The 25,471-nt window shown below is 64.4% G+C and carries 30 protein-coding genes; 14 read left to right on the top strand and 16 right to left on the bottom strand.

The window, feature by feature from the left end:
• Positions 1–20 precede the first annotated feature (20 nt).
• Positions 21–521 carry an Lrp/AsnC family transcriptional regulator gene (locus BOO69_RS04130; RefSeq protein WP_071970576.1) on the bottom strand — a complete coding sequence of 167 codons (501 nt, stop codon included), beginning with the start codon at positions 519–521 and terminating at the stop codon, positions 21–23.
• 203 nt (positions 522–724) lie between these two features.
• On the opposite strand from BOO69_RS04130, the gene trxB reads away from it, so the two are divergent.
• The 3 genes from trxB (at position 725) to BOO69_RS04115 (ending at position 5,354) form a co-directional block, all read left to right on the top strand.
• Positions 725–1,735 carry a thioredoxin-disulfide reductase gene (trxB, locus tag BOO69_RS04125; RefSeq protein WP_071970574.1) on the top strand — a complete coding sequence of 337 codons (1,011 nt, stop codon included), beginning with the start codon at positions 725–727 and terminating at the stop codon, positions 1,733–1,735.
• A 70-nt stretch (positions 1,736–1,805) separates the two neighbouring features.
• A complete protein-coding gene (locus BOO69_RS04120) occupies positions 1,806–3,497 on the top strand; it encodes an adenylate/guanylate cyclase domain-containing protein (protein WP_071970572.1) in 1,692 nt (563 codons plus the stop codon).
• 141 nt (positions 3,498–3,638) lie between these two features.
• Positions 3,639–5,354, top strand: coding sequence for a bifunctional sulfate adenylyltransferase/adenylylsulfate kinase (locus tag BOO69_RS04115; RefSeq protein ID WP_071970570.1), 1,716 nt, complete (start codon positions 3,639–3,641; stop codon positions 5,352–5,354).
• Positions 5,355–5,410: 56 nt separating this feature from the next.
• Here the strand turns inward: BOO69_RS04115 and BOO69_RS04110 are convergent, their stop codons facing one another.
• From BOO69_RS04110 to BOO69_RS04095, 4 genes are all read right to left on the bottom strand, one after another.
• A complete protein-coding gene (locus BOO69_RS04110; RefSeq protein WP_071970568.1) occupies positions 5,411–6,271 on the bottom strand; it encodes a glycosyltransferase family 10 domain-containing protein in 861 nt (286 codons plus the stop codon).
• Positions 6,268–7,158, bottom strand: a complete 891-nt coding sequence (locus BOO69_RS04105; protein WP_071970566.1) for a PhzF family phenazine biosynthesis protein — start codon at positions 7,156–7,158, stop codon at positions 6,268–6,270. Before BOO69_RS04105 ends, BOO69_RS04110 begins: the two co-directional genes overlap by 4 nt.
• A gap of 94 nt (positions 7,159–7,252) precedes the next feature.
• Positions 7,253–7,471: a DUF1150 family protein gene (locus tag BOO69_RS04100; protein ID WP_071970564.1), complete on the bottom strand. Its 219-nt coding sequence runs from the start codon at positions 7,469–7,471 to the stop codon at positions 7,253–7,255.
• A 3-nt stretch (positions 7,472–7,474) separates the two neighbouring features.
• Positions 7,475–7,888 (bottom strand): Hsp20 family protein, encoded by a 414-nt coding sequence (locus BOO69_RS04095; RefSeq protein WP_071970562.1) that lies wholly within the window; start codon positions 7,886–7,888, stop codon positions 7,475–7,477.
• A 160-nt stretch (positions 7,889–8,048) separates the two neighbouring features.
• Between BOO69_RS04095 and BOO69_RS04090 the strand changes: the two genes are divergently transcribed.
• The 3 genes from BOO69_RS04090 (at position 8,049) to BOO69_RS04080 (ending at position 9,902) form a co-directional block, all read left to right on the top strand.
• Positions 8,049–8,273 (top strand): YdcH family protein, encoded by a 225-nt coding sequence (locus BOO69_RS04090; protein ID WP_071970560.1) that lies wholly within the window; start codon positions 8,049–8,051, stop codon positions 8,271–8,273.
• Between the two features lie 80 nt (positions 8,274–8,353).
• On the top strand, positions 8,354–8,842 hold the full coding sequence (gene purE, locus BOO69_RS04085) for a 5-(carboxyamino)imidazole ribonucleotide mutase (RefSeq protein ID WP_071970557.1): 489 nt from the start codon (positions 8,354–8,356) through the stop codon (positions 8,840–8,842).
• Entirely contained in the window at positions 8,835–9,902 is a 1,068-nt protein-coding gene (locus BOO69_RS04080) for a 5-(carboxyamino)imidazole ribonucleotide synthase (protein WP_071970555.1), read from the top strand. The genes purE and BOO69_RS04080 overlap by 8 nt, the downstream gene beginning before the upstream one ends.
• Here the strand turns inward: BOO69_RS04080 and BOO69_RS04075 are convergent.
• The 7 genes from BOO69_RS04075 to BOO69_RS04045 form a co-directional block, all read right to left on the bottom strand.
• Complete coding sequence (locus BOO69_RS04075) at positions 9,892–11,034, bottom strand: alpha-D-ribose 1-methylphosphonate 5-triphosphate diphosphatase (protein WP_071970553.1); 1,143 nt, start codon at positions 11,032–11,034, stop codon at positions 9,892–9,894. The genes BOO69_RS04080 and BOO69_RS04075 overlap by 11 nt on opposite strands.
• On the bottom strand, positions 11,021–11,806 hold the full coding sequence (locus BOO69_RS04070; protein ID WP_071973624.1) for an alpha/beta fold hydrolase: 786 nt from the start codon (positions 11,804–11,806) through the stop codon (positions 11,021–11,023). The genes BOO69_RS04075 and BOO69_RS04070 overlap by 14 nt, the downstream gene beginning before the upstream one ends.
• Positions 11,807–11,888: 82 nt before the next feature.
• Positions 11,889–12,737, bottom strand: a complete 849-nt coding sequence (locus tag BOO69_RS04065) for a DMT family transporter (protein WP_071970551.1) — start codon at positions 12,735–12,737, stop codon at positions 11,889–11,891.
• A gap of 136 nt (positions 12,738–12,873) precedes the next feature.
• Positions 12,874–13,404 carry a class I SAM-dependent methyltransferase gene (locus BOO69_RS04060; protein ID WP_156874855.1) on the bottom strand — a complete coding sequence of 177 codons (531 nt, stop codon included), beginning with the start codon at positions 13,402–13,404 and terminating at the stop codon, positions 12,874–12,876.
• A gap of 136 nt (positions 13,405–13,540) precedes the next feature.
• Entirely contained in the window at positions 13,541–15,184 is a 1,644-nt protein-coding gene (gene groL / locus BOO69_RS04055; protein ID WP_071970547.1) for a chaperonin GroEL, read from the bottom strand.
• A 64-nt stretch (positions 15,185–15,248) separates the two neighbouring features.
• Positions 15,249–15,536 (bottom strand): co-chaperone GroES, encoded by a 288-nt coding sequence (gene groES, locus BOO69_RS04050; RefSeq protein WP_071970545.1) that lies wholly within the window; start codon positions 15,534–15,536, stop codon positions 15,249–15,251.
• Positions 15,537–15,810: 274 nt separating this feature from the next.
• Positions 15,811–16,488, bottom strand: a complete 678-nt coding sequence (locus BOO69_RS04045; RefSeq protein WP_071970543.1) for a DUF2161 domain-containing phosphodiesterase — start codon at positions 16,486–16,488, stop codon at positions 15,811–15,813.
• Positions 16,489–16,540: 52 nt separating this feature from the next.
• On the opposite strand from BOO69_RS04045, the gene BOO69_RS04040 reads away from it, so the two are divergent.
• The 7 genes from BOO69_RS04040 (at position 16,541) to BOO69_RS04010 (ending at position 21,925) form a co-directional block, all read left to right on the top strand.
• Positions 16,541–16,894, top strand: coding sequence for an MmcQ/YjbR family DNA-binding protein (locus BOO69_RS04040; RefSeq protein WP_071970541.1), 354 nt, complete (start codon positions 16,541–16,543; stop codon positions 16,892–16,894).
• A gap of 89 nt (positions 16,895–16,983) precedes the next feature.
• Positions 16,984–17,904 (top strand): manganese-dependent inorganic pyrophosphatase, encoded by a 921-nt coding sequence (locus BOO69_RS04035; protein ID WP_071970539.1) that lies wholly within the window; start codon positions 16,984–16,986, stop codon positions 17,902–17,904.
• 103 nt (positions 17,905–18,007) lie between these two features.
• The gene (locus BOO69_RS04030) at positions 18,008–18,880 is read left to right on the top strand and encodes a TIGR01459 family HAD-type hydrolase (RefSeq protein WP_071970537.1); all 873 of its coding nucleotides are present in this window, start codon (positions 18,008–18,010) and stop codon (positions 18,878–18,880) included.
• Positions 18,881–18,967: 87 nt separating this feature from the next.
• A complete protein-coding gene (locus tag BOO69_RS04025; RefSeq protein ID WP_071970535.1) occupies positions 18,968–19,411 on the top strand; it encodes a MaoC family dehydratase in 444 nt (147 codons plus the stop codon).
• Between the two features lie 81 nt (positions 19,412–19,492).
• A complete protein-coding gene (locus BOO69_RS04020) occupies positions 19,493–20,425 on the top strand; it encodes a bifunctional riboflavin kinase/FAD synthetase (RefSeq protein WP_071970533.1) in 933 nt (310 codons plus the stop codon).
• A complete protein-coding gene (locus BOO69_RS04015) occupies positions 20,422–20,886 on the top strand; it encodes a YcgN family cysteine cluster protein (RefSeq protein ID WP_071970531.1) in 465 nt (154 codons plus the stop codon). The genes BOO69_RS04020 and BOO69_RS04015 overlap by 4 nt, the downstream gene beginning before the upstream one ends.
• 4 nt (positions 20,887–20,890) lie before the next feature.
• A complete protein-coding gene (locus tag BOO69_RS04010) occupies positions 20,891–21,925 on the top strand; it encodes a threonine aldolase family protein (RefSeq protein WP_071970529.1) in 1,035 nt (344 codons plus the stop codon).
• A gap of 10 nt (positions 21,926–21,935) precedes the next feature.
• On the opposite strand, the gene BOO69_RS04005 is transcribed toward BOO69_RS04010, so the two are convergent.
• Positions 21,936–22,742, bottom strand: a complete 807-nt coding sequence (locus BOO69_RS04005; RefSeq protein ID WP_071970527.1) for an alpha/beta fold hydrolase — start codon at positions 22,740–22,742, stop codon at positions 21,936–21,938.
• Complete coding sequence (locus BOO69_RS04000) at positions 22,739–23,335, bottom strand: 2-hydroxychromene-2-carboxylate isomerase (RefSeq protein ID WP_071970525.1); 597 nt, start codon at positions 23,333–23,335, stop codon at positions 22,739–22,741. The genes BOO69_RS04005 and BOO69_RS04000 overlap by 4 nt, the downstream gene beginning before the upstream one ends.
• Before the next feature lie 107 nt (positions 23,336–23,442).
• On the opposite strand from BOO69_RS04000, the gene BOO69_RS03995 reads away from it, so the two are divergent.
• Positions 23,443–24,462: a ribose-phosphate pyrophosphokinase gene (locus tag BOO69_RS03995; protein ID WP_071970523.1), complete on the top strand. Its 1,020-nt coding sequence runs from the start codon at positions 23,443–23,445 to the stop codon at positions 24,460–24,462.
• 83 nt (positions 24,463–24,545) lie between these two features.
• Here BOO69_RS03995 and BOO69_RS03990 read toward each other — a convergent pair whose 3' ends face one another.
• Positions 24,546–24,896: an H-type lectin domain-containing protein gene (locus BOO69_RS03990; protein WP_071970521.1), complete on the bottom strand. Its 351-nt coding sequence runs from the start codon at positions 24,894–24,896 to the stop codon at positions 24,546–24,548.
• A gap of 131 nt (positions 24,897–25,027) precedes the next feature.
• The gene (locus tag BOO69_RS03985) at positions 25,028–25,465 is read right to left on the bottom strand and encodes a F0F1 ATP synthase subunit epsilon (RefSeq protein ID WP_071970519.1); all 438 of its coding nucleotides are present in this window, start codon (positions 25,463–25,465) and stop codon (positions 25,028–25,030) included.
• Positions 25,466–25,471: the final 6 nt, after the last annotated feature.

Raw genomic sequence — 25,471 nt, 5'->3', positions numbered from 1 at the left:
GCCAGACGCCGAGGTCGGTGTCAGGGCGCCGTCTTCAGCCGTTCTTCGAGAACGTCGAAGGGCACGCCCGGCTCATCCTTGGCGCCTCGGATCACGAGGCTGGTCTTGACGCTCGCCACGTTCGGGGTGGTCAGGAGCTTACCGGTCAGGAAACTCTGGAAGCTGGAAAGGTCCGGGGCCACGCACTTGATGATGAAGTCCACTTCGCCGTTGAGCATGTGGCATTCGCGGACCAGCGGCCAGTCGCGGCATTTTTGCTCGAACGCGCTCAGGTCCGCTTCCGCCTGGCTGGCGAGCCCCACCATGGCGAACACCTGCACCTCGAACCCGAGCTCGCGCGGATCGACGTCCGCGTGATAGCCCCGGATGTAGCCCTGTTCTTCGAGCGTGCGCACCCGGCGCAGGCAGGGCGGCGCTGAAATTCCGACCCGCTTGGCAAGTTCGACGTTGGTCATCCGACCATCGGCCTGCAACTCGGCCAGGATCTTCCGATCAATCGGGTCAAGCCGTGTGCCTGCCATGATATCCCCTCTGAATTTTGCAGTTCTTATACCAGCGCCACGAGTCTGCGCAATATTGTTTCGCTGACACGCAAGAATCTTCCAGAAGTGACACTTAGCCGTGGTCCGCCGCGATGGGAAGCCCCCGTGAGCCATCGGGGGTTTAAGCGCCGGCGCCGCGAGGCTATATCACGGGGGCTGCAACAGTTTTTCGGGGGTGCCTTATGGCCGAGACACGCAAGACCAAGGTTCTGATCATCGGCTCCGGCCCGGCGGGCTACACCGCCGGTGTCTATGCCAGCCGCGCCATGCTGGAGCCGATCCTGGTGCAGGGGATCGAACCGGGCGGCCAGCTCACCACCACCACCGAGGTCGAGAACTGGCCCGGCGACACCGAGGTGCAGGGCCCCGACCTGATGGTCCGGATGGAGGCGCATGCCAAGGCCATGGGAACCGAGATCATCGGCGACATCATCACCGACCTCGACCTGTCGTCGCGCCCCTTCCACGCCAAGGGCGACAGCGGCACGACCTACGTCGCCGACGCCGTGATCCTCGCGACCGGCGCGCGGGCCAAGTGGCTCGGTCTGCCGAGTGAGGAGAAATTCAAGGGCTTCGGTGTCTCTGCCTGCGCGACCTGCGACGGGTTCTTCTACCGCGGGCAGGAGATCGTGGTGATCGGCGGCGGCAACACCGCCGTGGAAGAAGCACTTTTCCTCACCAATTTCGCGTCGAAGGTGACACTGATCCACCGTCGTGACGAACTGCGGGCGGAAAAGATCCTGATCGACCGGCTGATGAAGAACCCCAAGATCGAACCGCTCTGGTTCCACACGCTGGAAGAGGTCTATGGCACCGACAGCCCGCTGGGCGTGGAGGGCGTGAAGGTCAAGCACGTCAAGACCGGCGAGATCACCGACATTCCGGCCAAGGGCGTTTTCGTCGCCATCGGTCACGCCCCGTCGAACGAGCTGGTGAAGGACACGCTGGAAACCCACATGGGCGGCTACGTGGTGACCAAGCCCGACAGCACCGAAACATCCATTCCGGGCGTTTTCGCAGCGGGCGATCTGACGGACCACAAGTACCGGCAGGCGGTGACCAGCGCGGGAATGGGCTGCATGGCCGCGCTGGAAGCAGAGCGGTTTCTGGCCGAACATGGCGACGATGCTGACGTGGATCACGGCCATGACACGTCCCTGCCGCTGGGCTACGGCGCGCAGGTCGCCGAATAAGGCCGCCCACGGGCAGACTTGACCTGATCCTTGCGCCCCCGCACTGTCGGGCGGACGCAAGGAGCAGAGCATGAACGACCTCTGGCGCGGCACCATCGCCACACGGCTGCGCATCGCCAGCGGACTCGTGCTGTTCGTTTACGCCCTGCTGCACTTTCTGAACATCGGGCTAGGGCTGGTTTCGACCGAAGCCATGCATGTGGCGCAGGATCTGCGGCAGGTCGTGACCCGCAGCATTCCCGGCACCATCGTGATCTATGGGGCCTTCGCCGTGCACGTGACCATGTCGCTGGCCCGGCTCGCCCTGCGGGGCACTTTGCGGATGCCCCCGTGGGAAGCGGCACAGACAGCCTTTGGCCTGATGATCCCGGTCCTGCTGATCGCGCATCTGGTTCACACCCGCGCCGCGCACGAACTGTTCGGCGTGCGCGACGAGATGGGCTACATCTCGCTGCTGCTCTACGACACGCTGGACGGCTGGAAGCAGGCCGCGTTGCTGCTGCTGGTCTGGGCCCATGGCTGTATCGGGCTGCATTTCTGGCTTCGTCAAAAAGCGTGGTGGCGCCGGCGTCTGCCGTGGTTGGCGGGATGCGCAGCACTCGTCCCGGGGTTCGCGCTTGCCGGCTTCCTGACGGAGGCGCGGCAAATATCGGCCCGCTTCGCCCTGTCCGGCGAGCGCGACACGATCTATGTCGACTACAACTTTCCGGATGCCGACACGTTCGCCATGCTGATCGGCTGGACCCGTGCCCTAGCCTGGGGGCTTTTCGGGCTGCTGCTGGTGGTGGCAGGCATCTACGTGGGCAAGGCGGTTCTGGCCCGGCGGCAATCGGTCCGCGTATCCTACATCGACGGGCCCGAGGTGTGGGCGCCGAAGGGTCTGACCCTTCTGGAGGTGTCGCGCCTGCGCGGGGTGCCCCATGCCGCGCTTTGCGGTGGGCGGGGACGCTGCACCACCTGCCGGGTACTGGTGAAAGATGGTGCCGACCGGTTGCCGCCGCCGTCACCCACGGAAATGCAGAGCCTGATGGCAGTGAGGGCGCCCGTCGGAACCCGCCTCGCCTGCCAGATCGTGCCGGTTGCCCCCACGACCGTCTTTCGGGTCTTCCAGCCCGATGGCCGCCGCCAGAACCGCAACCATGCCAGCCAGGGCGAGGAAAAGCGGCTGGCCCTGCTGTTTCTCGACATGCGCGGTTTTACCGCCCGCACCATGGGACAGCTGCCCTACGATGTCGTGTTCCTGCTGAACCGTTTCTTCGACGCGGTGGTGCCTGCCGTGACCCGTGAGGGCGGCACCATCGACAAGTACCTCGGCGACGGGTTCCTTGCCATTTTCGAAAGCGCGACACCGCAGGCATCGGCCCGGGCCGCCCTGCGCGCGATAGAGGGCATGGCCCGCGCGCTGGACGCCTTCAACGCGCGGATCGCCGAGGAAGGCCAGAGCCCGATCGGGATCGGCATCGGCGCGCACCTGGGCGAAGTCGTTCTGGGCGAAATCGGCGCGGTCGGACAGGCCCCGCGCACGTTGATCGGGGATACGGTCAATACCGCCTCGCGGCTCGAAGGAGTGACAAAGGACCACCGTGTACAGGCCATGATATCCGCCCCGCTGCTGCTTGCGGCAGGCATCGATCCCGATCCGTCCCACCTGGTTGAACTGCAACTGCGCGGGCTGGATGCGCCGCTGGCGGCCTGGCCGGTCGCCACCGCGTCCGAGCTGAGCCTGCAAATCGACACGCTGACGCGCGCCAAAACGGCGTGACCGCCACGAAACCGGCTGTTTTCCGCAACCCCGGCACGATTTTTTCGGATTTGCACGCTGCACCGCTAGACTTTGTCCGGCCATCGGGGGCATAGGGCCTGCCATAAGGTCACGACGACATAAGGCAAAAGTGAGTTTGACATGACGATGGTGCAGAATTTATCTCCGATCTCCGAACTGTATGTTTCCTACGACTCCGCCCAGAAGATGAAGCACGAAGCGGGAGAGCTGGTCAGCCACGACCTGACACCCCGCCAGATCTGCGACCTCGAGCTGCTGATGAACGGCGGCTTCAACCCGCTCAAGGGCTTCCTGAGCGAAGCCGACTACGACAGCGTCGTCGACAGCATGCGGCTCGCGGACGGAACCCTCTGGCCGATGCCGATCACCCTGGACGTGACCGAGGACTTCGCCGAGAAACTGGAACTTGGCCAGGACATCGCGCTGCGTGACCAAGAAGGCGTGATCCTGGCGACGATGACCGTCACCGATCGCTGGACGCCGGACAAGGCGCGCGAGGCCGAGAAGGTCTTCGGCGCGGATGACGACGCGCACCCGGCGGTCAATTACCTGCACAACAAGGCGGGCAAGGTCTATCTGGGCGGCCCGGTGACGGGCATCCAGCAGCCGGTCCACTACGACTTCCGCGCCCGCCGCGACACGCCGAACGAATTGCGCGCCTACTTCCGCAAGATGGGCTGGCGCAAGGTCGTTGCCTTCCAGACCCGCAACCCGCTCCACCGCGCGCACCAGGAGCTGACCTTCCGCGCCGCGCGCGAGGCGCAGGCCAACCTGCTGATCCACCCGGTCGTGGGCCTGACCAAGCCGGGCGACGTCGATCACTTCACCCGTGTCCGGTGCTACGAGGCGGTGCTGGACAAGTATCCGGCCGCCACCACGTCCATGTCGCTGCTGAACCTTGCCATGCGCATGGCCGGCCCGCGCGAGGCCGTCTGGCACGGGCTGATCCGCAAGAACCACGGCTGCACGCATTTCATCGTCGGTCGCGACCACGCCGGCCCCGGCAAGAACAGCCAGGGCGAGGATTTCTATGGCCCCTACGATGCGCAGGACCTGTTCCGCGAGCATCAGGAGGAAATGGGAATCGAGATGGTCGATTTCAAACACATGGTCTACGTGCAGGAACGCGCCCAGTACGAACCCGCGGACGAGATCGAGGACAAGGACAATGTCACGATCCTCAACATCTCGGGCACCGAGCTGCGCCGTCGCCTGCGCGAAGGGCTGGAGATTCCCGAATGGTTCTCCTTCCCGGAGGTCGTGCAGGAACTGCGCCGCACCTCGCCGCCGCGTGCAAAGCAGGGTTTCACCGTGTTCTTCACCGGCTTCTCCGGCTCCGGCAAATCGACGATCGCGAATGCGCTGATGGTCAAGCTGATGGAAATGGGCGGTCGCCCGGTAACCCTGCTCGACGGGGACATCGTCCGCAAGAACCTTTCCTCCGAACTCGGCTTCTCCAAGGAGCATCGCGATCTGAACATCCGCCGCATCGGCTATGTCGCGTCGGAGATCACCAAGAACGGTGGCATCGCGATCTGTGCGCCCATCGCGCCCTATGCGGCGACCCGTCGCGCGGTCCGCGAAGAGATCGAGGCCTTTGGCGCCTTTGTCGAGGTGCATGTCGCCACGTCGATCGAGGAATGCGAACGCCGCGACCGCAAGGGCCTCTACAAGCTGGCGCGGGAAGGCAAGATCAAGGAATTCACCGGCATCTCAGACCCGTACGACGTGCCGCAGAACCCTGAACTGTCGCTCGACACCGAAAGCGTGGACGTCGACAACTGCGCACACCAGGTGCTGCTGAAACTGGAAAGCATGGGCCTGATCAGCGGCTGATCGCCGCCGCCCCTGACGACACCTGAACGCAGCCCCACGGGGCTGCGTTTTGCATTTCACAGGCTGTCCTTTATGGCGCGGGCGGCACGTCCTTCAAGATCCGCCCAGTGCGCCGCCTGCGACTTGGCCCCCCGCAGGGCGGGGGCGAGCCGTTGATAGAGCGCGTCGTCAGCGGCCCGGATCGCGGCTTTCATCTGCGAGGCGTCCTCGCAGATCACCATGCCGCCGGTATCCATGAAATCGCCGATGTTGGGGCAGCCCCAGTAGATCGGCACCGTTTCGCACAGGACAGCGTCCACGATCTTTTCCGTGAAATAGTTACGTTCGCGGATATTCTCGATCACCACGGAAAACCGGTAGGGTGCGAGGCCGTCGGATTTCTCGGCGAAAGGGGCATAGCCTCGGCCCAGGATCTCGACCGACAGCCCCTCGTGCCTTACCATGTCGACCATGGCGTGGCGCAGCAGGTGACCTTCGGTGTCGCGCTTTGCAGAAGCGATCAGCGACATGTGCCTTTCTTTTTCGGTCCGCACCGCTTGGGGATCCGGGATCCAGCTTGTCCCGAAGGGCAGCATCACCCCGTTCGGGATCGCCGCCAGCAGCGCGTCGTCGTGGCAAAGCACCCGGTGGAATCGCCGCCAGGTCAGCCGCAGCAGCCGCAGGTGCCGCCTGTGAATGACCGCCGGTTCGACCACCATCACCGAGACCCTCGCGCGGGTTCCCCAGTGCCGCTGGAAGTGCATCGCCGTCTTGGGATAGACGATCAGGTGGTCGGTGGGGCGCAGATCGGCGGCGGTGCCACGGGCCAGCCGCTCCGGCCGCCCCAGTGGCCAGACAAGCTCGTCCAGCGGCGTTTGCGCAAGCGCGGCGCCCAGCTTCCGTCCGTAGGGCAGGACCGCGATGGCCAAATCGGTCACCGTTCTTCGCCTTCGGCGGGCAGAAAGACATCGCCTGACATGACCACGCAGCCCTGCCCCGCCACGGTGACGCCGGTTATCGCGTTGCGGGGGCCCGTCACGCTTACCTGCGCCTGTCCGGGACGGCCCATGCCATGCCCCTGCTCGGCCACGAAGTCGGGCCGGTCGAGCAGCCCGCGCGCCCAGAGATAGCAGGCGGCCGCGCCGGTCGCGGACCCGGTGAAAGGGTCTTCGGGCGGCCCCGGACGGGCGATCAGCAGGCGGGCATAGGTATCCCCCGTCTCGGTCGCACCGCCCATGGTGATCCAGTAGGGCTCCATCATGTCGAGGCTTCGATGGCCAAGTGCCTCGGCGTAGGTCGCGTGCGCGTAGGGATCGAGCCTCAGATGGTCGATGGCGGCCCGGTCGCGCAAGACCGTGACGCAGAACGGCAGCCCGGTGGAAACGACCTGCGGGGGGCTGACGATATCGCCCGGATCGATGCTGCCGACCGCGGCGACCAGATCGGCGGGGATCTCGGCACCGAATGTGGGGGCCACCTGTGTCATGGTGATCGTGTCGCCGGCAACGTCGACGGGAACGATGCCAGCCCCGGTTTCCAGCTGCAGCGGTCCGTCTCCGATCAGGCCACGATGGCGCAGCGCAGCAACGGTGGCGATGGTCGGGTGCCCGGCAAAGGGGATCTCGCGGCTGGCAAGAAAGTACCTCACCCGCAGGTCGGCCACGTCGGAGGGGCCGGTAAAGGTGCATTCCACCAGCGACGTCTCGCGCACATAGGCCATGCAGGTCTCGGCGGACAGGGCGGCACCACCATGCACCACGGCACAGCCGTTGCCGCCGAACGGACGGTCGGTAAAGGCATCGACCCAGTCGAAATCGAAACGCATGGCGCGGCTCCCCGGACAGCAAAAAGGCCGCAGCGCACTGCGGCCTCATACAAATCCATGATCTGCGGGACGGGGTAAAGGCCCCCGGCCGTCTTTAGTGAACCATCACCGGTGCGTAATCGTGTTCACGGGCGAGGTGGAATGCGAGCTTGCGGTCGCCGACCAGCGCAAGTTGCTGTCCCTGCGCATCGTGAACCGCGTACAACTGTTCCAGACCTTCAGCCTGATCGCGAACTTCGCGGGGCAGATCGCTGACTGCGATGGTCTTGACGTATACCGTCCGGTCGCCGCTGTGGGTGGTCATGTCATGCATTTCTTACCCTTTCTTGATCTTTATGGTCTGTACAACTGTTTCGGGTTTCGCCCGGGTCAAGTCCACGTGCAGCAGACCGTTCTCCATCCGGGCCTCGCCCACCTCCACGCCATCGGCCAACACGAAGCTGCGCTGGAACTGTCGCGCGGCAATCCCGCGGTGCAGGAAAACACGGTCCTCGCCGTCGTCATGCTGGCGTCCACGGATCACCAGCTGCCGGTCCTCGACCGTGATGGCGAGGTCTTCCTCGGCAAAGCCCGCGACGGCCAGCGTGATGCGGTAGCTGTGATCGGAAGTCTGTTCAATGTTGAAGGGCGGATAGCCCTCGTTGCCGGATTTTGCGGTGCGTTCCAGCACCCGCTCCAGCTGTTCGAACCCCAGCATATGGGGGTAGGAAGCAAGCGTCAGTTTCGTCATGCGACACGTCCTGTTTCAAAGCGACAGTCAGATACGGGCCCCTGTTGCGGCGACCCGTATCCTGAATATGGGGTCACCTTTACCACGGCGCAAGGGCTATGCGCATCGGCGACCAGCGCCTATATTGGGGCTCAGACGACCTGATGGAATCACCCGACCGATGAATGCGCCCTCCGATCTGTCCATGAAGAACGACGAAGTCTTGCGGGTGGAACTGGAAGTGTTCCGGCGCGAGCATCGGGATCTGGACGAGGCGATCCGCGCATTGACGGAACGCACGGTTGCCGACCAGTTGACCGTTCAGCGGCTGAAGAAACGCAAGCTGCGCCTGAAGGACCTGATCGCCCAGATCGAGGACCGACTGACCCCTGACATCATCGCCTGAAACTTGGTCGGCACGCATTGCCCTGTGGGCCTGCGCGGCTATAGTGCGCGCTCTGAATACTTCGCGAAAGGCTGCTTTGCATGACCCCTCCTCCCGTCGGCATCATCATGGGTTCGCAATCGGACTGGGCCACCATGCGCGAGGCCGCGCTTTTGCTCGACGAACTGGCCATCCCCTATGACGCGCGCATCGTGTCGGCGCATCGCACGCCGGACAGGTTGTGGGAGTACGGCAAGACGGCGGTGGACCGTGGCCTGCAGGTCATCATCGCGGGCGCGGGCGGCGCGGCACACCTGCCCGGCATGATGGCGTCCAAGACGCGCGTGCCGGTGATCGGCGTGCCGGTGCAGACGCGGGCGCTCTCGGGGGTGGATTCGCTCTATTCCATCCTCCAGATGCCGCGCGGTTTCCCGGTGGCGACCATGGCGATCGGCGCCGCGGGCGCGGCAAATGCGGCGCTCATGGCGGCGGGAATTCTCGCGTTGCAGGACAAGGGCGTAGCCCAGCGCCTGGACGACTGGCGCGCAGCGCTGAGCGCGTCGATCCCGGAGGTGCCGAGCGATGACTGAACCCCTCGCCCTCGGCAGTACCATCGGCATTCTGGGCGGCGGTCAGCTTGGCCGGATGCTGTCGGTCGCGGCATCGCGCCTCGGCTTCCGGACCCATATCTTCGAACCCGGGGCCGCGCCGCCCGCGGGCCATGTGGCCGATGCTGTCACCACGGCGGACTACGAGGACAACGCGGCGCTCAAAGCTTTCGCCAGCGCCTGCGACATCGTCACCTTCGAATTCGAAAACGTGCCGACCAGCGCGCTCGACCTGATCGAGGCGCATGTGCCGATCCGACCCGGCCGGGAGGCCTTGCGCATCAGCCAGGATCGGTTGACGGAAAAGGATTTCCTGCGCGATCTGGGGCTGAACGTGGCGCCCTATGCCGACATTCCCGACCGGGCCGCGCTGGATGCGGCGCTGGCGGAGATCGGGACCCCTTCCATCCTCAAGACCCGGCGTTTCGGCTATGACGGCAAGGGCCAGGCGCGGCTGCGCGGGCCGGAGGATGCGGCGGAGGCGATCGAGGGCATGAACGGCGCCCCCTGTGTCCTTGAAGGCTTTGTCGATTTCAGTCACGAAGTTTCGGTCATCGCCGCGCGGGGCACGTCGGGTGAGGTCGCCTGCTTCGATCCCGGCGAAAACGTTCACCGCGATGGCATCCTGCACACCACCACGGTCCCTGCCCGGCTGTCCGCAGCACAGCGGACCGATGCCGTGCTGATGGCGGGGAAAATCCTCAACGCCCTCGACTATGTCGGCGTGCTGGGGGTCGAGCTGTTCGTGACCACAGGCGGCCTGATCGTGAACGAGATCGCCCCGCGGGTCCACAACTCGGGCCACTGGACACAACAGGGCTGCAGCGTGGACCAGTTCGAACAGCATATCCGCGCCATCGCGGGCTGGCCGCTTGGCGATGGGTCGCGCCACACCGACGTGGTGATGGAGAACCTGATCGGGCACGACATGGACCGGGTGCCGGAACTGGCACGGCAAAAGGACGTGAGCCTGCATCTCTACGGCAAGGCGGACGTCAAGCCGGGACGCAAGATGGGCCATTTCAACCGGGTTATGCGGTAAGCCGCTCCGCGAATTCACCGCACATGTAGGATACCTTTCCGGCGACGATGGTTGCGGCCACCCGGCTTGTGGCCGCGTCGAGCACGACGAGGTCGGCCCGTTTCCCGGTTTCCAGCGTGCCCCGGTCGTCCAGCCCCAGCATCGCCGCAGGCCCGCCGGAAATCAGGTGCCAGATTTCGGCCATCGGGGCGACGCCCGCCTGTTCCAGCATCAACGCCGCCCGGCGCGGCGACGGATAGTGATAGTCCGACGCGATGGCGTCGCAGTAGCCCATCACGATGAGGTCCAGTGCCGAAAGGTTGCCGTTGTGGGAACCGCCCCGCACCACGTTGGGCGCGCCCATGATGACGGTATCGCCGCCGCCGTGCGCCGCCTCTGCCGCCGCCAGCGTTTCGGGAAACTCGGCGATCCGCACCCCCCTGCCGCGCCATGCAGCCCTTGCCTCGGCAGTCGTGTCGTCATGGCTGCCCATGCACAGCCCCGCGGCGCCAAGCGTATGGCACAGCCGGTCCAGCGCGGCAGGCACGTCGCCCGTGCGGTCGTGCAGATCCCGGATCAGGCTCAGGTGTCTTTCCGGGCTGCGTCCTGCCTTCAGGGCTTGTCCCATCAGCCGACGCGGCTGCTTGCCCGCCTCCAGGCGGTCGTGCGGAAGATGGTCGTTGAACACGATGTACTCGATCCCCCAGTCAGCGATCCTGCGGGGAAGTTCATCATATTCATCAAGGAGATGCGTTTCGAACCTGAGCTGTCCGCGCAGGTCGGTGACGACAGTGTTTCTTGTCGCAAGAATGGCGTGGAACACCTTGTCAGCAAAGGACAATCCGCGCATTCCGCCTTCCCAGCTCACGAATTGCGCCAGAACGGCGGTGGTGATCCCGTTCGCTGCCAGCTCCGCCTCGCACGCGATCAGCCCCTCGTCCATCTGCTTCATCGCGCCGCGCCGCTGGGCGAGGTGGCGCTCGAACCCGTCGCCATGAGGGTCAACGATGCCCGGCAACACCTTGAATCCACTCAGATCGACGGATCTGCCCACAGGATCGCCGACGATCCGTCCCGCGTGGAACGACAACGGCGCGTCGCTCCACCCCTCGGGGCGCAGGACGCGTGCACCGGTCAGGTCAAGGTCGGGCATCTGGTCCGCCAGTGATGCAGCTGCCCCCCGGACAACCGAAGGAATCCAGCACCCCGCCGATCCAGGTCATCGACCTGTCGAAGGCACCGGTGTTCAGAAAACTAATGGTCTGCGCGATCACGCGGGGGTTGTTCATCATGAAGGTATGGGTGACCGGCAGCACGATATGATCGCGCATGCCCTCCACCCGCGTCGAGGACACCGAGACCTTGCCGTCGTCCGCCCCCGGCAGAAGAGAGGAGAAGTAGGGATTCAGGGATTGCGAGCCGGCGATGACACCGAGGTCGAAGGTCACGGGCGGCAGTCTGCGCGGGAGAGAGCCGGGCCCGGTGCCCATCTGCGCGCCTGCGGGGCCGTTGATCCAGTCAAAGGCGGTGATGTCGTCCAGTTCGTCAACCACCTCGCTGCCCTGATTGGGAGGCGCGAGCATCACGACCCTTCCCACACGGTCCGCACCGGAGTCGACGACCCACTGGCGCACGAGGATGCCCCCCATGGAATGGGTCACGAAATCGACCTTGGGCGTGCCGCAAGCAGCCACTGCATCGGGGAGTGTCTGTTTCACCAGCTCTTCGACGGGCGCCTCGGTGGAGGGATAGCCGGGGCGTACCACGCGATAGCCTTCCCCTTCGAGCGCAGCCTCCATGAGCGCGAATGAGGCTTCCGTCCGGGCCAGTCCGTGCAGAAGCACGACGCAGCGCCCCTGTGCAGTGGCCTGGCCGCAGGCGCTGAGGCCGAGCAGGACGGAAAGAACGATGACGATGCGCTTCATGGGGCTGAGATAAACCGATTTGCGCGGATGTGAAATGCACGGTCCGGTGACGTTGTGAAAGATCGCAGGCATTGCCGGCCGATCATCCCCTGCCGGCCCGGGCCGGTGCGGCGCCGATCGCCCAGGCGATGCCGCCGAGCACCAGCACCGCGGCGAGGATCAGCATTCCATCGATTGCCTCGCCCAGCAAGAGCGCCCCCGATGCAATGGCGATCACCGGCACGCTGAGTTGGACAATGGCGGCGGTCGCCTGTTCAAGCCGGGGCAGAACGCTGTACCAGAGCGCGTACCCAAGGCCCGAGGTCACGCCACCGCAGACCATCCCCAACGCCAGACCCGTCGCGCTGAAATACAGGCCCGAGGACATCAGCAGAACCAGAAGGATCGGCAGGCAGAGCAGGAAGTTGGCGGTGGTCGCGGCCAGCGGATCCGTCGCGCCGCGTCCGAGGATCGTGTAGGCAGCCCAGCCCAGCCCCGCGATCACCATCAGCGCCGCTCCGACAGGGTCGCTGTTGTCGCCGGAGCCGGGCCAGAGGGCGATCACGAGACCGGCAAAAGCAACCGTTGCACCGGTGATCTGCCGCGTGCCCGGGGCCGCGCCGCGCAGGGCGCCATGGGTGAACATCGCGATCTGCACGACGCCGAACAGGATCAGCGCGCCCAAGCCCGCATCGAGTGTGAGGTAGGCCAGCGAAAACCCGACCATGTAGGCGGCAAGGCTGAAAGCGCCCGGCAGGCGGCTGCGCCGCAACAGCGGCAGGCTGCCACCACGCAGGGTCATCAGCATGCCCAGGACCACCGCCCCCGACAGCACCCGCACCAGCGCGAAGCCCGACGGGTCGATATGGCCCCCGTCGATGGCCGCCCGCGTCAGAACGGAATTGGCCGCAAAGGCGATCATGGTGAGGGCTGTCAGAAGGGCGAGGCGCATGGCGATGGCTTTACCTGCTCGATCGCGGGCAGCCAACCAAAAGCGAAGGGGTTCGAGCACACGCTCAGCAAGGTCGGCTTAACGCGTGCGCCTTGCCAGTCTCCGCCTGCCGACCGATTGATCCGGGCAATGTCCGTCAGGGCCGTCGCGTGTAGGCGCAGAAGGGGTGCAGAAGGGGGTCCTTGATAACCGGACCCTGTTCGAAACCTGCGGCGTCGGCCAGTTCGGCAAAGGCGTCGAAATCGTCGCCACGGAAGATCAGGCTGCGCCGGCACCGCCGGAAAAGATCGCGGGCGGTCTCCTCGGCGGGGGCCTTGCCGCGCTTCTTGACGAGGTGATGATGGACGGCGAGGTAGAGGACGACGTCGTAATCCTCGGAAAGCACCTCGTTCCGCACCGACGCGTCGGTGACGTCGAAATCGTGGAACACGCTTTCCACCGGCACAGCGGTAAAGATGCTGCGGGCGATCTGGCAATGGGTCTCGAGCAACTCCACCCCGTGGTAATATGCCGGCCCCTGCTTGCAGACTTCATAGCCGACGATGCCCATGTTGCACCCGACATCCAGAATGCGCTGGTCGGCGAAGGAAACGCCGACGTCGAAAAGGCCGCTGAGCCGCCTCGGCCAAGTACCAAGAAAAGTCCTGCCTTCGATCATCTTACCCATCCCCTTTTCGCGCAGGATCTGCAGTCTCGCAGGAACTTAACCCATAGTGGGCAAAAGAAGAAGGGCCCGACGATCCGCCGGGCCCTTCTGGTATTACGCTCAGGCTATGCGCGTCACGCGCACGGCTGGCGGGCTCTTACATCATGCCGCCCATGCCGCCCATGTCGGGCATGCCGCCGCCGCCACCGCCGTTGTCCTTCTGGGGACGGTCGGCAACCATGGCTTCGGTGGTGATCAGCAGACCCGCGATGGAGGCCGCGTCCTGCAGGGCAGTCCGCACCACCTTGGCCGGGTCGATCACGCCGAACTTGAACATGTCGCCATATTCCTCGGTCTGGGCGTTGAAGCCGAACTTCAGGTCGTCGCTCTCGCGGATCTTGCCCGCGACGACGGAACCATCGACACCGGCGTTTTCAGCGATCTGACGCAGCGGCGCTTCCAGCGCCTTGCGCACGATGGAGATGCCGACGTTCTGGTCGTTGTTGTCACCGGACAGGCCGTCAAGCTTCTTGGCCGCCTGAACCAGAGCCACGCCGCCACCGACGACGATACCTTCCTGAACGGCCGCGCGGGTCGCGTTCAGCGCGTCATCGACGCGGTCCTTGCGCTCTTTCACTTCGACTTCGGTCATGCCGCCGACGCGGATGACGGCAACGCCGCCTGCCAGCTTGGCAACACGTTCCTGCAGCTTCTCACGGTCGTAGTCGGAGGTGGTTTCTTCGATCTGGTTGCGGATCTGGGCAACGCGTGCCTCGATCTCGGCCTTCTCGCCCGCACCGTCGACGACGGTGGTTTCGTCCTTGGTGATGGTCACTTTCTTGGCCGAACCCAGCATGTCCATGGTCACGGACTCGAGCTTCATGCCCAGATCTTCGGAGATCACTTGGCCGCCGGTCAGGATCGCGAGGTCCTGCAGCATCGCCTTGCGACGGTCACCGAAGCCCGGTGCCTTCACGGCTGCGATCTTCAGGCCGCCGCGCAGCTTGTTGACCACGAGGGTCGCCAGCGCTTCGCCTTCCACGTCCTCGGAGATGATCAGCAGCGGCTTCTGCGACTGGATCACCTGCTCGAGCAGCGGAACCATCGGCTGCAGGGAGGAGAGTTTCTTCTCGTGCAGCAGGATCACGGCGTCTTCCAGCTCGACGGTCATCTTGTCGGAGTTGGTGACGAAGTAGGGGCTCAGGTAGCCGCGGTCGAACTGCATGCCTTCGACGACATCGGTTTCCGTTTCCAGACCCTTGTTTTCCTCGACGGTGATGACACCCTCGTTGCCGACCTTCTGCATCGCGTCCGCGATCTGACGGCCGATTTCCTTTTCGCCGTTGGCGGAGATGGTGCCGACCTGCGCGACTTCGTCGCTGTCGGACACGTCACGGGCCGCGGCCTTGATCGCTTCGACGACCTTGGCGGTTGCCATGTCGATGCCACGCTTGAGGTCCATCGGGTTCATGCCCGCTGCGACGGATTTCATGCCTTCCTTGACGATGGCCTGGGCCAGCACGGTCGCGGTGGTGGTGCCGTCGCCTGCTTCGTCATTGGTGCGGGAAGCGACTTCCTTCACCATCTGGGCGCCCATGTTCTCGAACTTGTCTTCCAGTTCGATCTCTTTCGCGACGGACACGCCGTCCTTGGTGATGCGCGGTGCGCCGAAGGATTTGTCCAGAACCACGTTCCGGCCCTTGGGGCCCAGTGTCACTTTCACCGCGTCGGCCAAGATGTTGACACCCTTGAGCATCTTGTTGCGGGCATCGGTGTCGAATTTGACGTCCTTAGCAGCCATTTTCTTTTCTCCTCTTGAGAATGTTCAGTTCAGATCAGCGATCGGGGTCAGAGAAGCGCGGGGCTTACTCGATGATCCCCATGATGTCGCTTTCCTTCATCATCAGCATTTCCTGACCGTCGACAGTCACTTCGGTGCCGGACCACTTGCCGAACAGGATCTTGTCGCCGGCCTTGACCGCCATCGCGATCAGCTCGCCGTTGTCCTTGCGAGCGCCTTCGCCCACGGCAACGACTTCGCCTTCGGAAGGTTTCTCTTTCGCGCTATCGGGGATGATCAGCCCGCCAGCAGTTTTCTCTTCGCTTTCGGTGCGCTTTACCAGCACGCGGTCGTGAAGCGGTTTCAATGCCATCTTTGTAGCTCCTTAACGCTCAAAGTTTCTTCCAGTCGCCCGCTTCTCCGGGCGATTAGCACTCAGCAGGGTCGAGTGATAACGACGCATAGCTAGGGATAGCCGAAAGCCGAGTCAAGCACCCGTTTGCGTAAAATTTTCGCCTCGGCGGCGCGCGGGTGAGGTCGGTTCCACGGGCCGACCTAAGCGTTCTGTCAGCAGGTTCAAGCCGTGTCCGCGGAACGCCGACGCAGTCGGGAAAACAAGGCCGCAATTATCGAAGGCGCCGGTGCCGTCAGGCCCCGAGAACCCTTCCGCTGACCCCGACCGCCTCGGCCCCGGTGGGGGTCAGGCCGTAGATGCCCTTCTCGACCTTCTCGAACCAGCCATAGTGGTTGTCGCGCATCATGGTCGTGGCGCGGGTCACGCCTGTCTCCCTCGCCACGTCGGCACCTTTGCTCGCGCCGGCTTCGAAGAGGTATACTGCCAGTTTCAGCGCATCCTGCCGGTAGGCAGTGACCAGCCCCGCACGGGTCTGGCCGCCATCGTTCGGGTCGCCCTGTCGGCGGGCGAATTCACGCAGCAGCGCGGCCTGCCGCTTGGCCGATTTGCGGGGCGCGTAGGGGCCCGGATCGCAGTGCACCTCTACCAGGCCGTCCGACAGCCGCACGGTGATCAGCCCCAGACCCAGCCGCCGCGCCATTGCCGTATTGGACCTGAGCGCCTTGGCAAAGCGTTTGCCGGGCTGCCGCGCCACGGCGAGATAGACGTCGTCCGCCACCTTCAGCCTGTCGAGCCCCTGGTGGAACAGCGCCAGCGAGAACCCCAGCTTGAGCTCGATCAGCACCGGCGGCTCTGCCCCGCGCACCGCCATCACATCGGCGGCGCCCACCTCGGATTTCACGACATAGCCCTGATCCTCCAGATGCGCCTTGATCGGCGGGTAGAGATCGGTTTCGCGGGGCGGACTCATGGCGGCAGACTGACCTATTTCGGCGCCCGATCCAAGCGGCTATGCTCGGACCATGACCCGCGACGACCTGAACAGATTCTGCGCCTCCCTGCCCCAGGCGACCCATGTGATCCAGTGGGGCGGCGCCGATGTCTACAAGGTCGGCGGAAAGGTCTTTGCCATCATCGGCATGGCCGAGACCGGCGCCTCGGTCACGTTCAAGGCTTCCGACCTCGCCTTCGAAATCCTGTCGGTTGCCCCCGGCCTGCGCCCCGCCCCCTACATGGCGTCTCGCGGGCTGAAATGGATACAGCACTACGCTGCGCCGGGCCTGTCCGACGACAGTCTGCGAGAGCATATCGAGGCATCCTACGGCATGGTACTGTCCGGCCTGAGCGGCAGGAAACGCGCCGCTCTCGGCCTGTGATGCTGCGCCGCAGCATCAAGGGGTGACAAGTCACGGCGCCGCCCCTATAAGGCGCGCAAATCCACCGCTTCAACTCAGGACTCATTTTCATGACAACGCTCGTTTTCGGTCACAAATCCCCCGACACCGACAGCACCGGCTCGCCCATCATCTGGGCCTGGTATCTCAACCAGATCCACGGCGTCGATGCCGCGCCCGCCCTGCTTGGCGAACCCAACACCGAAGCGCTGTTCATGCTGGATCACTGGAAGCTGGACAAGCCCCGCATCATCGACGGCGTCGAGGACGACCAGCCGGTCGTGATCGTGGACACCAACAACCCCGCCGAACTGCCCGACAACATCAACAATGCCGACATCAAGGCGATCATCGACCATCACAAGCTGGTCGGCGGGCTGGAAACCAAGGGCCCGATCCACATCAACATCCAGCCGCTCGCCTGCACGGCGACGATCATGTACAAGGCCATCGGCGATGACATGGCGCAGATGCCGACCGAAATCAAAGGCGCGATGCTGACCTGCATCCTCTCCGACACGCTCGAATTCCGCAGCCCCACCACCACGCAGGAAGACAAGGCCATCGCCTGGGCACTGGCCAAGGATCTCGACATCGACATTTCCGACTACGCGGCACAGATGTTCGCGGCCAAGTCCGATGTCTCGTCGTTCTCCGAGGCCGAATTGCTGCGCATGGACAGCAAGGAATACGAAGTCGGCGGCAAGCAGTTCCGCGTTTCTGTGCTGGAAACCACGTCGCCTGCCGCCGTGCTGGACCGAAAGGATGCGCTGATGGCGGCAATGCCCGGTGTCGCCACCGAAGACGGCGCGGACCAGGTCCTGCTGTTCGTCGTGGACATCCTGAACGAGGAAGCGACCATGCTGATCCCGAACGACCTGACCAAGACCGTGGCGGAAAAGAGTTTCGGCGCCAGCGTTTCGGGCGACACGGTGGTTCTGCCCGGCATCATGAGCCGGAAGAAGCAGATCATCCCGAACCTCAAGGTCTGATCGACCATCGGGGCCGGCGCACAGCGACCGGCCCTTTTCTTTCGCACCGTTTCCTACCGGCCCGAATTCGACTATCGCTGGCGCGATCATCGAGGAGAACCGCATGACCCGCATCATCACAGACCTGTCCCAGGTTTCCGCGCAATACGACGCGCTGTTCGTCGATCTGTGGGGATGCGTGCACAACGGCGTCACCGCCTTTCCCGACGCGGTGGCGGCGCTTCAGGCCTATCGGGCGACGGGTGGCAAGGTGATCTTGGTCACCAACTCTCCCCGCCCGCGGGCGGGCGTGCAGAAGCAACTGGTTTACTTCGGTGTACCGGAGGACGCGTGGGATTCGATCGCCACCTCGGGTGATTCCGCCCGCGCCGCGATGTTTCGCGGCACCGTGGGCGAAAAGGTCTGGTTCATCGGCCAGCCCGGTGAGGAAAAGTTCTTTGAACCCCTGAGTATCCAGAAGAACCCCGTTCCGGTGCGACAAGTGCCGCTGGATGAAGCGGAGGGCGTGGTGTGTACCGGACCGCGCGAGCCCCTTGCCGATCCCGAGGTGATGCGCCCGGATTTCGAAATCGCGATCCAGCGGGGACTGAAATTTCTCTGCGCGAATCCGGATATCGTAGTCGACCGGGGCGAGGAGCGGGAATGGTGCGCGGGCGCCTTGGCACAGCTCTACACCGAGATGGGCGGCGAGAGCCTCTACTTCGGCAAACCGCATCCCCCGATTTACGACCTCGCCCGCCGCCGTCTGTCCGCGCTGGGGGCCGAGGTGCCGGACGACCGGATCCTCGCCATCGGCGACGGCGTGCTGACGGACATCAGGGGCGCGGCTGGAGAGGACATCGATTCGCTCTTCATCACGGGCGGGCTGGCAGCGTCCGAGACGAGGACCGACGCCCAGCCGGACGAGAATGCGTTAAGCGCCTATCTGGAAAAGGAAAACGTCCAGCCCACCTACGCGATCGGCTTTCTGCGGTAGAAAAAGAACTTGCGTTTCTGCGCCCGCAAAGTAATTAAGTTGCCAGAAAGCGTCGCTCCACGGCACTTTATTACTCAGAGGTACGGTATGTTGGACAATCTTCCGCGCGGCACGATCGTTATCGAAGACATCGAAATCGGCATGTTCCGCTATATCCGCAAGGAAGTGACCGACGCAGATATCGAGATGTTCGCGACTGTCTCCACTGACCGCAACCCGGTGCATCTTGATGACGATTACGCGCAGGATACCATTTTCCAGGGACGAATCGCCCACGGGATGCTGACCGCCGGACTGATCTCGGCGGTGATCGGGGAACAGCTTCCCGGTCATGGCACCGTCTATCTGGGCCAGACCCTGAAGTTCCTGCGGCCGGTGCGCCCCGGCGACATGGTCTATGCCGAGGTGAAGGTCACCGATATCGACATCGCCAAGCGCATCGTGCGGATGGATTGCCACTGTTCCGTGGATGGCAAGAAGGTGCTGGTCGGAGAAGCGACCGTCCTTGCGCCCTCGCGCAAATTCGACTGACCCGAGCCCCGGACGCCGATTTTCGAGACATTGGATTCTGCACGTCTTGCCCTCCCCCTGAGGGGGGGCTAGGCAAGTGCCATGCAGATCTTGCGCGATTACCAGTTCATAGAAGCCGCCGACCGTGGCGCGACAGCCGCCATCGGAAATTTCGACGGGGTGCATCGCGGCCACCAGTCGGTGATCGACCTTGCACGCGCGGCGGTTCCGGACGCGCCGCTGGGTGTGGTCACCTTCGAGCCGCATCCGCGCGAATTCTTCGCCCCCGACGCGCCGCCTTTCCGCCTGATGGGCCGGGACGCACGGGCGCACCGGCTGGAAAAGCTGGGCGTTCAAAAGCTTTACGAACTGGCCTTCAACAAGAGCCTCGCGTCGCTCAGCCCCGAAGCCTTTGCCGCGCAGGTGCTGCGTGACGGACTGGGGCTGCGCCACGTGGTTGTCGGGGCCGATTTCTGTTTCGGCAAAGCGCGGGCGGGCACGGCGGCCGACCTGGTACGTTTCGGCCGCGACATGGGCTTTGGCGTGACCATCGCACAGTTGATGGAAAGCGACAGCCAGACCGTGTCGTCCACGGCGATCCGGCAGGCATTGACGGACGGCGAGCCGCGCACCGCCGCCGCGATGCTGGGGCACTGGCACCGCATCGAAGGCCCCGTGATCGGCGGCGAGCAGCGGGGCCGTGAACTGGGCTATCCCACGGCCAACATGTCGATCGACGGTTTGCATCCCCCCGCCTTCGGTGTCTACGCCGTTCTGGTCGACGTCCTGGACGGGCCGCACGCGGGCGCCTACGAGGGCGTGGCGAGCCTTGGTGTCAGACCGATGTTCGGGGAAAACAAGGCAAACCTCGAAACCTTCATTTTCGACTTCACGGGCGATCTTTACGGCGCACCGCTGTCCGTCGCGCTGGTCGAGCACCTGCGCGGCGAGGAAAAGTTCGACAGCCTCGAGGCCTTGATATCCCAGATGGACGCCGACAGCGCCGAGGCGCGGCGCATCCTCGGGGCGCTATGAAGGATCCGATCCCGCGCAAGGGCCTGCGGCCCCGTTTCTGGGAAACCACCCCCCTGACCAAGATGACCGACCGCGAGTGGGAAGCGCTGTGCGACGGATGCGGCAAATGCTGCCTGAACAAGCTCGAGGACGAGGACACCGAAGAGGTCGCGCTGACCTGTGTCGCCTGCCGCCTGCTGGACGACGCCACCTGCCGTTGCAGCCATTACGAGAACCGTCATGCCTTTGTGCCCGACTGCATCGTGCTGCGCCCCGACAATCTGGATACGCATGCCTACTGGATGCCCCGGACCTGCGCCTATCGGCTTTTGTGGCAGGGCCGCCCCCTGCCCGACTGGCACCCGCTGATCACCGGCACCCCGCAGTCGGTCCATGAGGCGGGCATCTCGGTGCAGGGCCGGACCCTGTCGGAATTCGATGTCCCTTTCGAGGAATGGGAAGACCATATCATAGAGGAGTAACGCCATGTTCTTCAGCTCTGACAACGCGGGGCCCGTGCATCCGCAGATCATGGAGCGGATCGTCGCGGACAATGCCGGACACCAGATGCCCTACGGCAATGACACGATCATGCCCGAGGTCCGCGACCGGCTGCGCGAGATCTTCGAGGCGCCGGAAGCGGCGGTCTATCTGGTGGCGACGGGAACGGCGGCGAACGTGCTGGCGCTGGCCTGCTACACGCAGCCCTGGCAGACGATATTCTGTTCCAAGGTCGCGCATGTCCAGATGGACGAATGCAACGCGCCTGAGTTCTATACCGGTGCGGCGAAGCTGACGCTGATCGAAACCGACAGCAAGATGGATCCGTCCAAACTCGAAGCGGCGATCAAGGGCCAGAAGCCCGGCAACGTCCACGGCGCCCAGCCCGGCCCGGTGTCGATCACGCAGGTGACGGAGCGCGGGTCGGTCTACAGCCTCGAAGAGCTGCGTGCGCTGACAGCGGTGGCCAAGGCGCACGACCTGCCCGTGCATATGGACGGCGCGCGTTTCGCCAATGCGCTGGTCGCGCTTGACTGCACGCCGGCAGAGATGACGTGGAAATCCGGTGTGGACGTGGTCAGCTTTGGCGGCACCAAGAACGGCTGCATGGGCGTGGAGGCGGTGATCTTCTTCGACCCGGCCAAGGCGTGGGAGTTCGAGTTGCGGCGCAAGCGCGGCGCGCACCTGTTTTCCAAGCACCGCTACCTGTCTTCGCAGATGGCGGGCTATCTTGCCAACGACCTGTGGCTCACGATGGCCCGGCGCGCGAACGACAACGCCGCCCGGCTTGCAGACGGTCTGCGCAAGGCAGGGGCGACATTCCTGCACGAACCGCAGGCCAACATGATCTTTGCCAGCTGGCCCCGTGCCGTCCATCGCAAGCTGCACGAGGCCGGTGCGCGGTACTACCTTTCCGGTGGCACGCTGGACGGCCCGGACGCGGAGCCCATCGGCGCGCGACTGGTCTGCGACTGGTCGGTGCAGGCCGAGGACGTGGACGCGTTTCTGAGCCACTTCTGACGCAGGTGCGTTAGACCGTGTCGAGGAATTTCTTCCAGATCCGGGCGGTTTCCCGCGGGTGGGAGATCGGGGCCATGTGTCCCGCGCCCGGGACGACCGCCTGACGCGCGTCGGGCATCCGTGCCGCAAGTCCGGCGTTCGTCGCGATGATGGCCGGATCGGCATCCGCGCCGCGCAAGATCAGGGTCGGGACTGGGGTCGCGTCAAGCCCACCGGGGCGCAGCAGGCCCCTGTCATCGTCGTAGAGCACGCTTCTGCTGCCCGGAACGACATGAACGCCGCGGATCATGGCGGCGCGGGTCCGTTCGGGCAGGCTGTCCCAGGATGGCGCCTGATCGCTCCACATGCTGTTGAACACCCGCGCGCCCGCCTCGCGGTCACCATCGCGCATCGCCCGGGCAAAGGGCGCCGAGTGGCTTTCGTAGGCTTCGATCGTCTCGGGCGCGTCCGCGCGGGCGACCGCGAAGAATACCGGCTCGATCACGGTCAGGCTGCGGACCCTTTCCGGGTGGGACACGGCGATCCGCAGGGCCGTCATGGCACCGAAGGAATGCCCGATCACGTCCATCGGTTCGGGGTCCATCGCCCCGACAGCCGAGGCGACGGCGGTATCGCTCAGATGGCTGGTCTCGTCCCAGTCGTCGCTCTTGCCGTGACTGGGCATGTCCGGGGCGATCAGGGTCAACTGATCCGACATCGCCTCGGCGACCCCCGCCCAGGCACCGCCGAAGGCCAGCGTGCAATGCAGCGCCAGCGCGCGGCGCGGCCCGTTGCCGAGGGTGTGAACGTGGGTGTGAAACCCCGGCTGGGGACTCACAGTTCGCCTGCCAGGTGCAGATCGAGGTCGGCGATGCGATCCTGCCCCCAGAAGCGCTGATCCCCCACGATATAGAAAGGCGCGCCGAAGACGCCGCGCTCGACCGCTTCTTCGAGATTGCGGGCATAGGTCTCCGCCCCTTCCAGCAGGCCGCTGTCGGCGAGGCCGGGATCGAAACCCGCTTCGGTGAGGCATGCGCGGATCACATCGTCCTGTGCAATGTCCCGTTCGTCGGCCCAGACCGACCGGGTGATCGCATGGGCCAGCAGCCCCAGATCCCCGCCGCCGGCATTCTGGGCCGCGATGAAGGCATAGGCCGCCGGCGCCCCGTTGGTCGGCCAGTGCGCCGGTTGCAGATGGAACGGCATGCCCAGTTTGCGCGCCTGACGTGGCAGTTCCTGCGCCCGATACTCGATACGGCTGACGTGACGCTCCTTCGGGGGCTTTCCACCGGTGCGGGAAAAGGCAGCGATGATATCGAAAGGCTTGTAGTTGATGGTGGCACCGTGTTTTTCCGCAACAGCCTCGAGCCGCAATCCGGCAAGATAGCAATAGGGGGACAGTGTCGCGAAATAATAGTCGATCTGGGACATTTGGTCTTCCTTGGGAGGGTCACAGCTTGGTGGCACCGTAGCTGCGTGCTAAGCGAGGTTCAACGACACGAATCTGTCACATAGCCGCTGCCACGGAGACCTCCCCCATGCCCCGAACGTCCGAGCCCAAGCTGATTTCAGGGAACGCGAACATGCCGCTTGCCAAGGCGATCGCAAGGCGGATGTCGCTGCACAGGGGCGTCAACGTCGGGCTGGTCGACGCCCGTGTGGAACGGTTCAACGATGGCGAGATCTTTGTCGAGGTATTCGAGAACGTGCGCGGCGAGGACATGTTCATCATCCAGCCGACGTCTAATCCCGCCAACGACAACCTGATGGAACTGCTGATCATGGCGGACGCCCTGCGCCGGTCTTCCGCCGCGCGGGTGACGGCCGTGCTGCCCTACTTCGGCTACGCCCGGCAGGACCGCCGCACCAAGGCCCGCACGCCCATCACCGCAAAGATGGTGGCCAATATGCTGGTCGGCACCGGGATCGAGCGGGTCCTGACCATGGATCTGCACGCGGCGCAGATTCAGGGGTTCTTCGACATTCCGGTGGACAACCTCTATGCCTCGCCGGTCTTTGCGCTGGACATCAAGAACACGTTCAAGGATCGCATGGACGAACTGATGATCGTCAGCCCCGACGTCGGCGGTGTGGCCCGCGCCCGTGAGCTGGCGAAACGGCTGAACGCCCCGCTGGCCATCGTGGACAAGCGCCGCGAAAAAGCGGGCGAGGTGGCAGAGATGACCGTGATCGGCAACGTCACCGACAAGACCTGTCTGATCGTCGACGACATCTGCGACACCGCGGGTACGCTCTGCAAGGCCGCGGAGGTGCTGCTGGAAAACGGCGCCAAGGAAGTGCACTCCTACATCAGCCACGGTGTGATGTCCGGCCCCGCCGTGGAGCGAGTCACGAACTCGGTGATGAAATCGCTGGTGATCACCGACAGCATCCAACCGACGAACGAAGTGAAGAAGGCCGCGAACATCCGTATCGTGCCGACCGCTCCGATTTTTGCTCAGGCGATCCTGAACATCTGGAACGGCACATCGGTGTCGTCGCTGTTCGAGGCGGATACGCTCGGACCGATTTATGACGGGATGTACGCGGCGGAGTAGACCCTCGCCGGCCCTACGGGGCGATGAACCGCGCCGACCGTTTGGTGCGACGTAAGCTGAAATGTCGGCCGGCTGCCGGCGTGTCAGTCGACGTCCCAGTCATTCTCGTCGCCAAGCTGTCCGATGGCGATCCACGAGATGCGCATCCTCGCGACCCGCGTGTCCCCCCACGTCCGGAACACCATGTCGAACCCCGATACGGTCACGGATTCTGCTGCGATATCCGCCCGCATGACGGTGGAGGCATCGAGATCCCAGAGTGACGGGGACAATTGAACCGTCGGCGGCTCGAGATAGGGCTCGGAGAACCGGATATGGCGACGCCGCTCCCGCTGCCCCCTGCCCGTCCACATAGCGCCGCCGTCCTCGTAATCGGAAAACAGGATCAGGTCGCCGCTGTCCACGCCGGTGGTATGACTTCTTAGTCTCTTCATGGGGTAGTTATGACCTGAAACGCCCGTCGATCAAAGATGGATAATGTGTTGGGCTTTCGACATCTTTTGCGCGATGCGGAAAAGAAAAAGCCCCGCCGAAGCGGGGCTTTTCCAAGAGATTGAAACGCCGCTCAGAGGCTCGGCTGCTTCGAGGAAAGGCCGATCTCGTCACCGACCGCGACCATGTCGGCCAGCAGCTTGGCCGCATCATCCACGGGGCCGGGCTCGTTCTCGAAAACTTCCTTGGCCTTGGTGTAGGTCTGCTGCGCCTCTTCGACCATCTCGTCGAGATGCTCTTGCGTCATGTCGCCTTTCGGTACCGCACGCTCGGCCAGGACCGAAACGCCCTGGCTGCTGATCTCGGCGAAGCCGCCGGTCACGACATACTCCGCCGTGCCGTCCGGCCCTTCGACCGACAGGACGCCGGGGCGCAATGTGGTGATGGTGGGCGCATGCCCCTCCATCGCCGTCATGTCGCCGTCGGCACCGGGAATCTGCACGGAGGTGACCTGCAAGGAGGCCAGCCGCCGCTCCGGCGACACGAGATCGAATTGCATTGTGTCTGCCATCAGTCA

The organism is Sulfitobacter alexandrii, assembly GCF_001886735.1.
In the GTDB taxonomy this organism is placed as follows: domain Bacteria; phylum Pseudomonadota; class Alphaproteobacteria; order Rhodobacterales; family Rhodobacteraceae; genus Sulfitobacter; species Sulfitobacter alexandrii.
The sequence above is the reverse complement of the archived record's forward strand: the minus strand, read 5'-3'. Positions and strand labels throughout refer to the sequence as shown.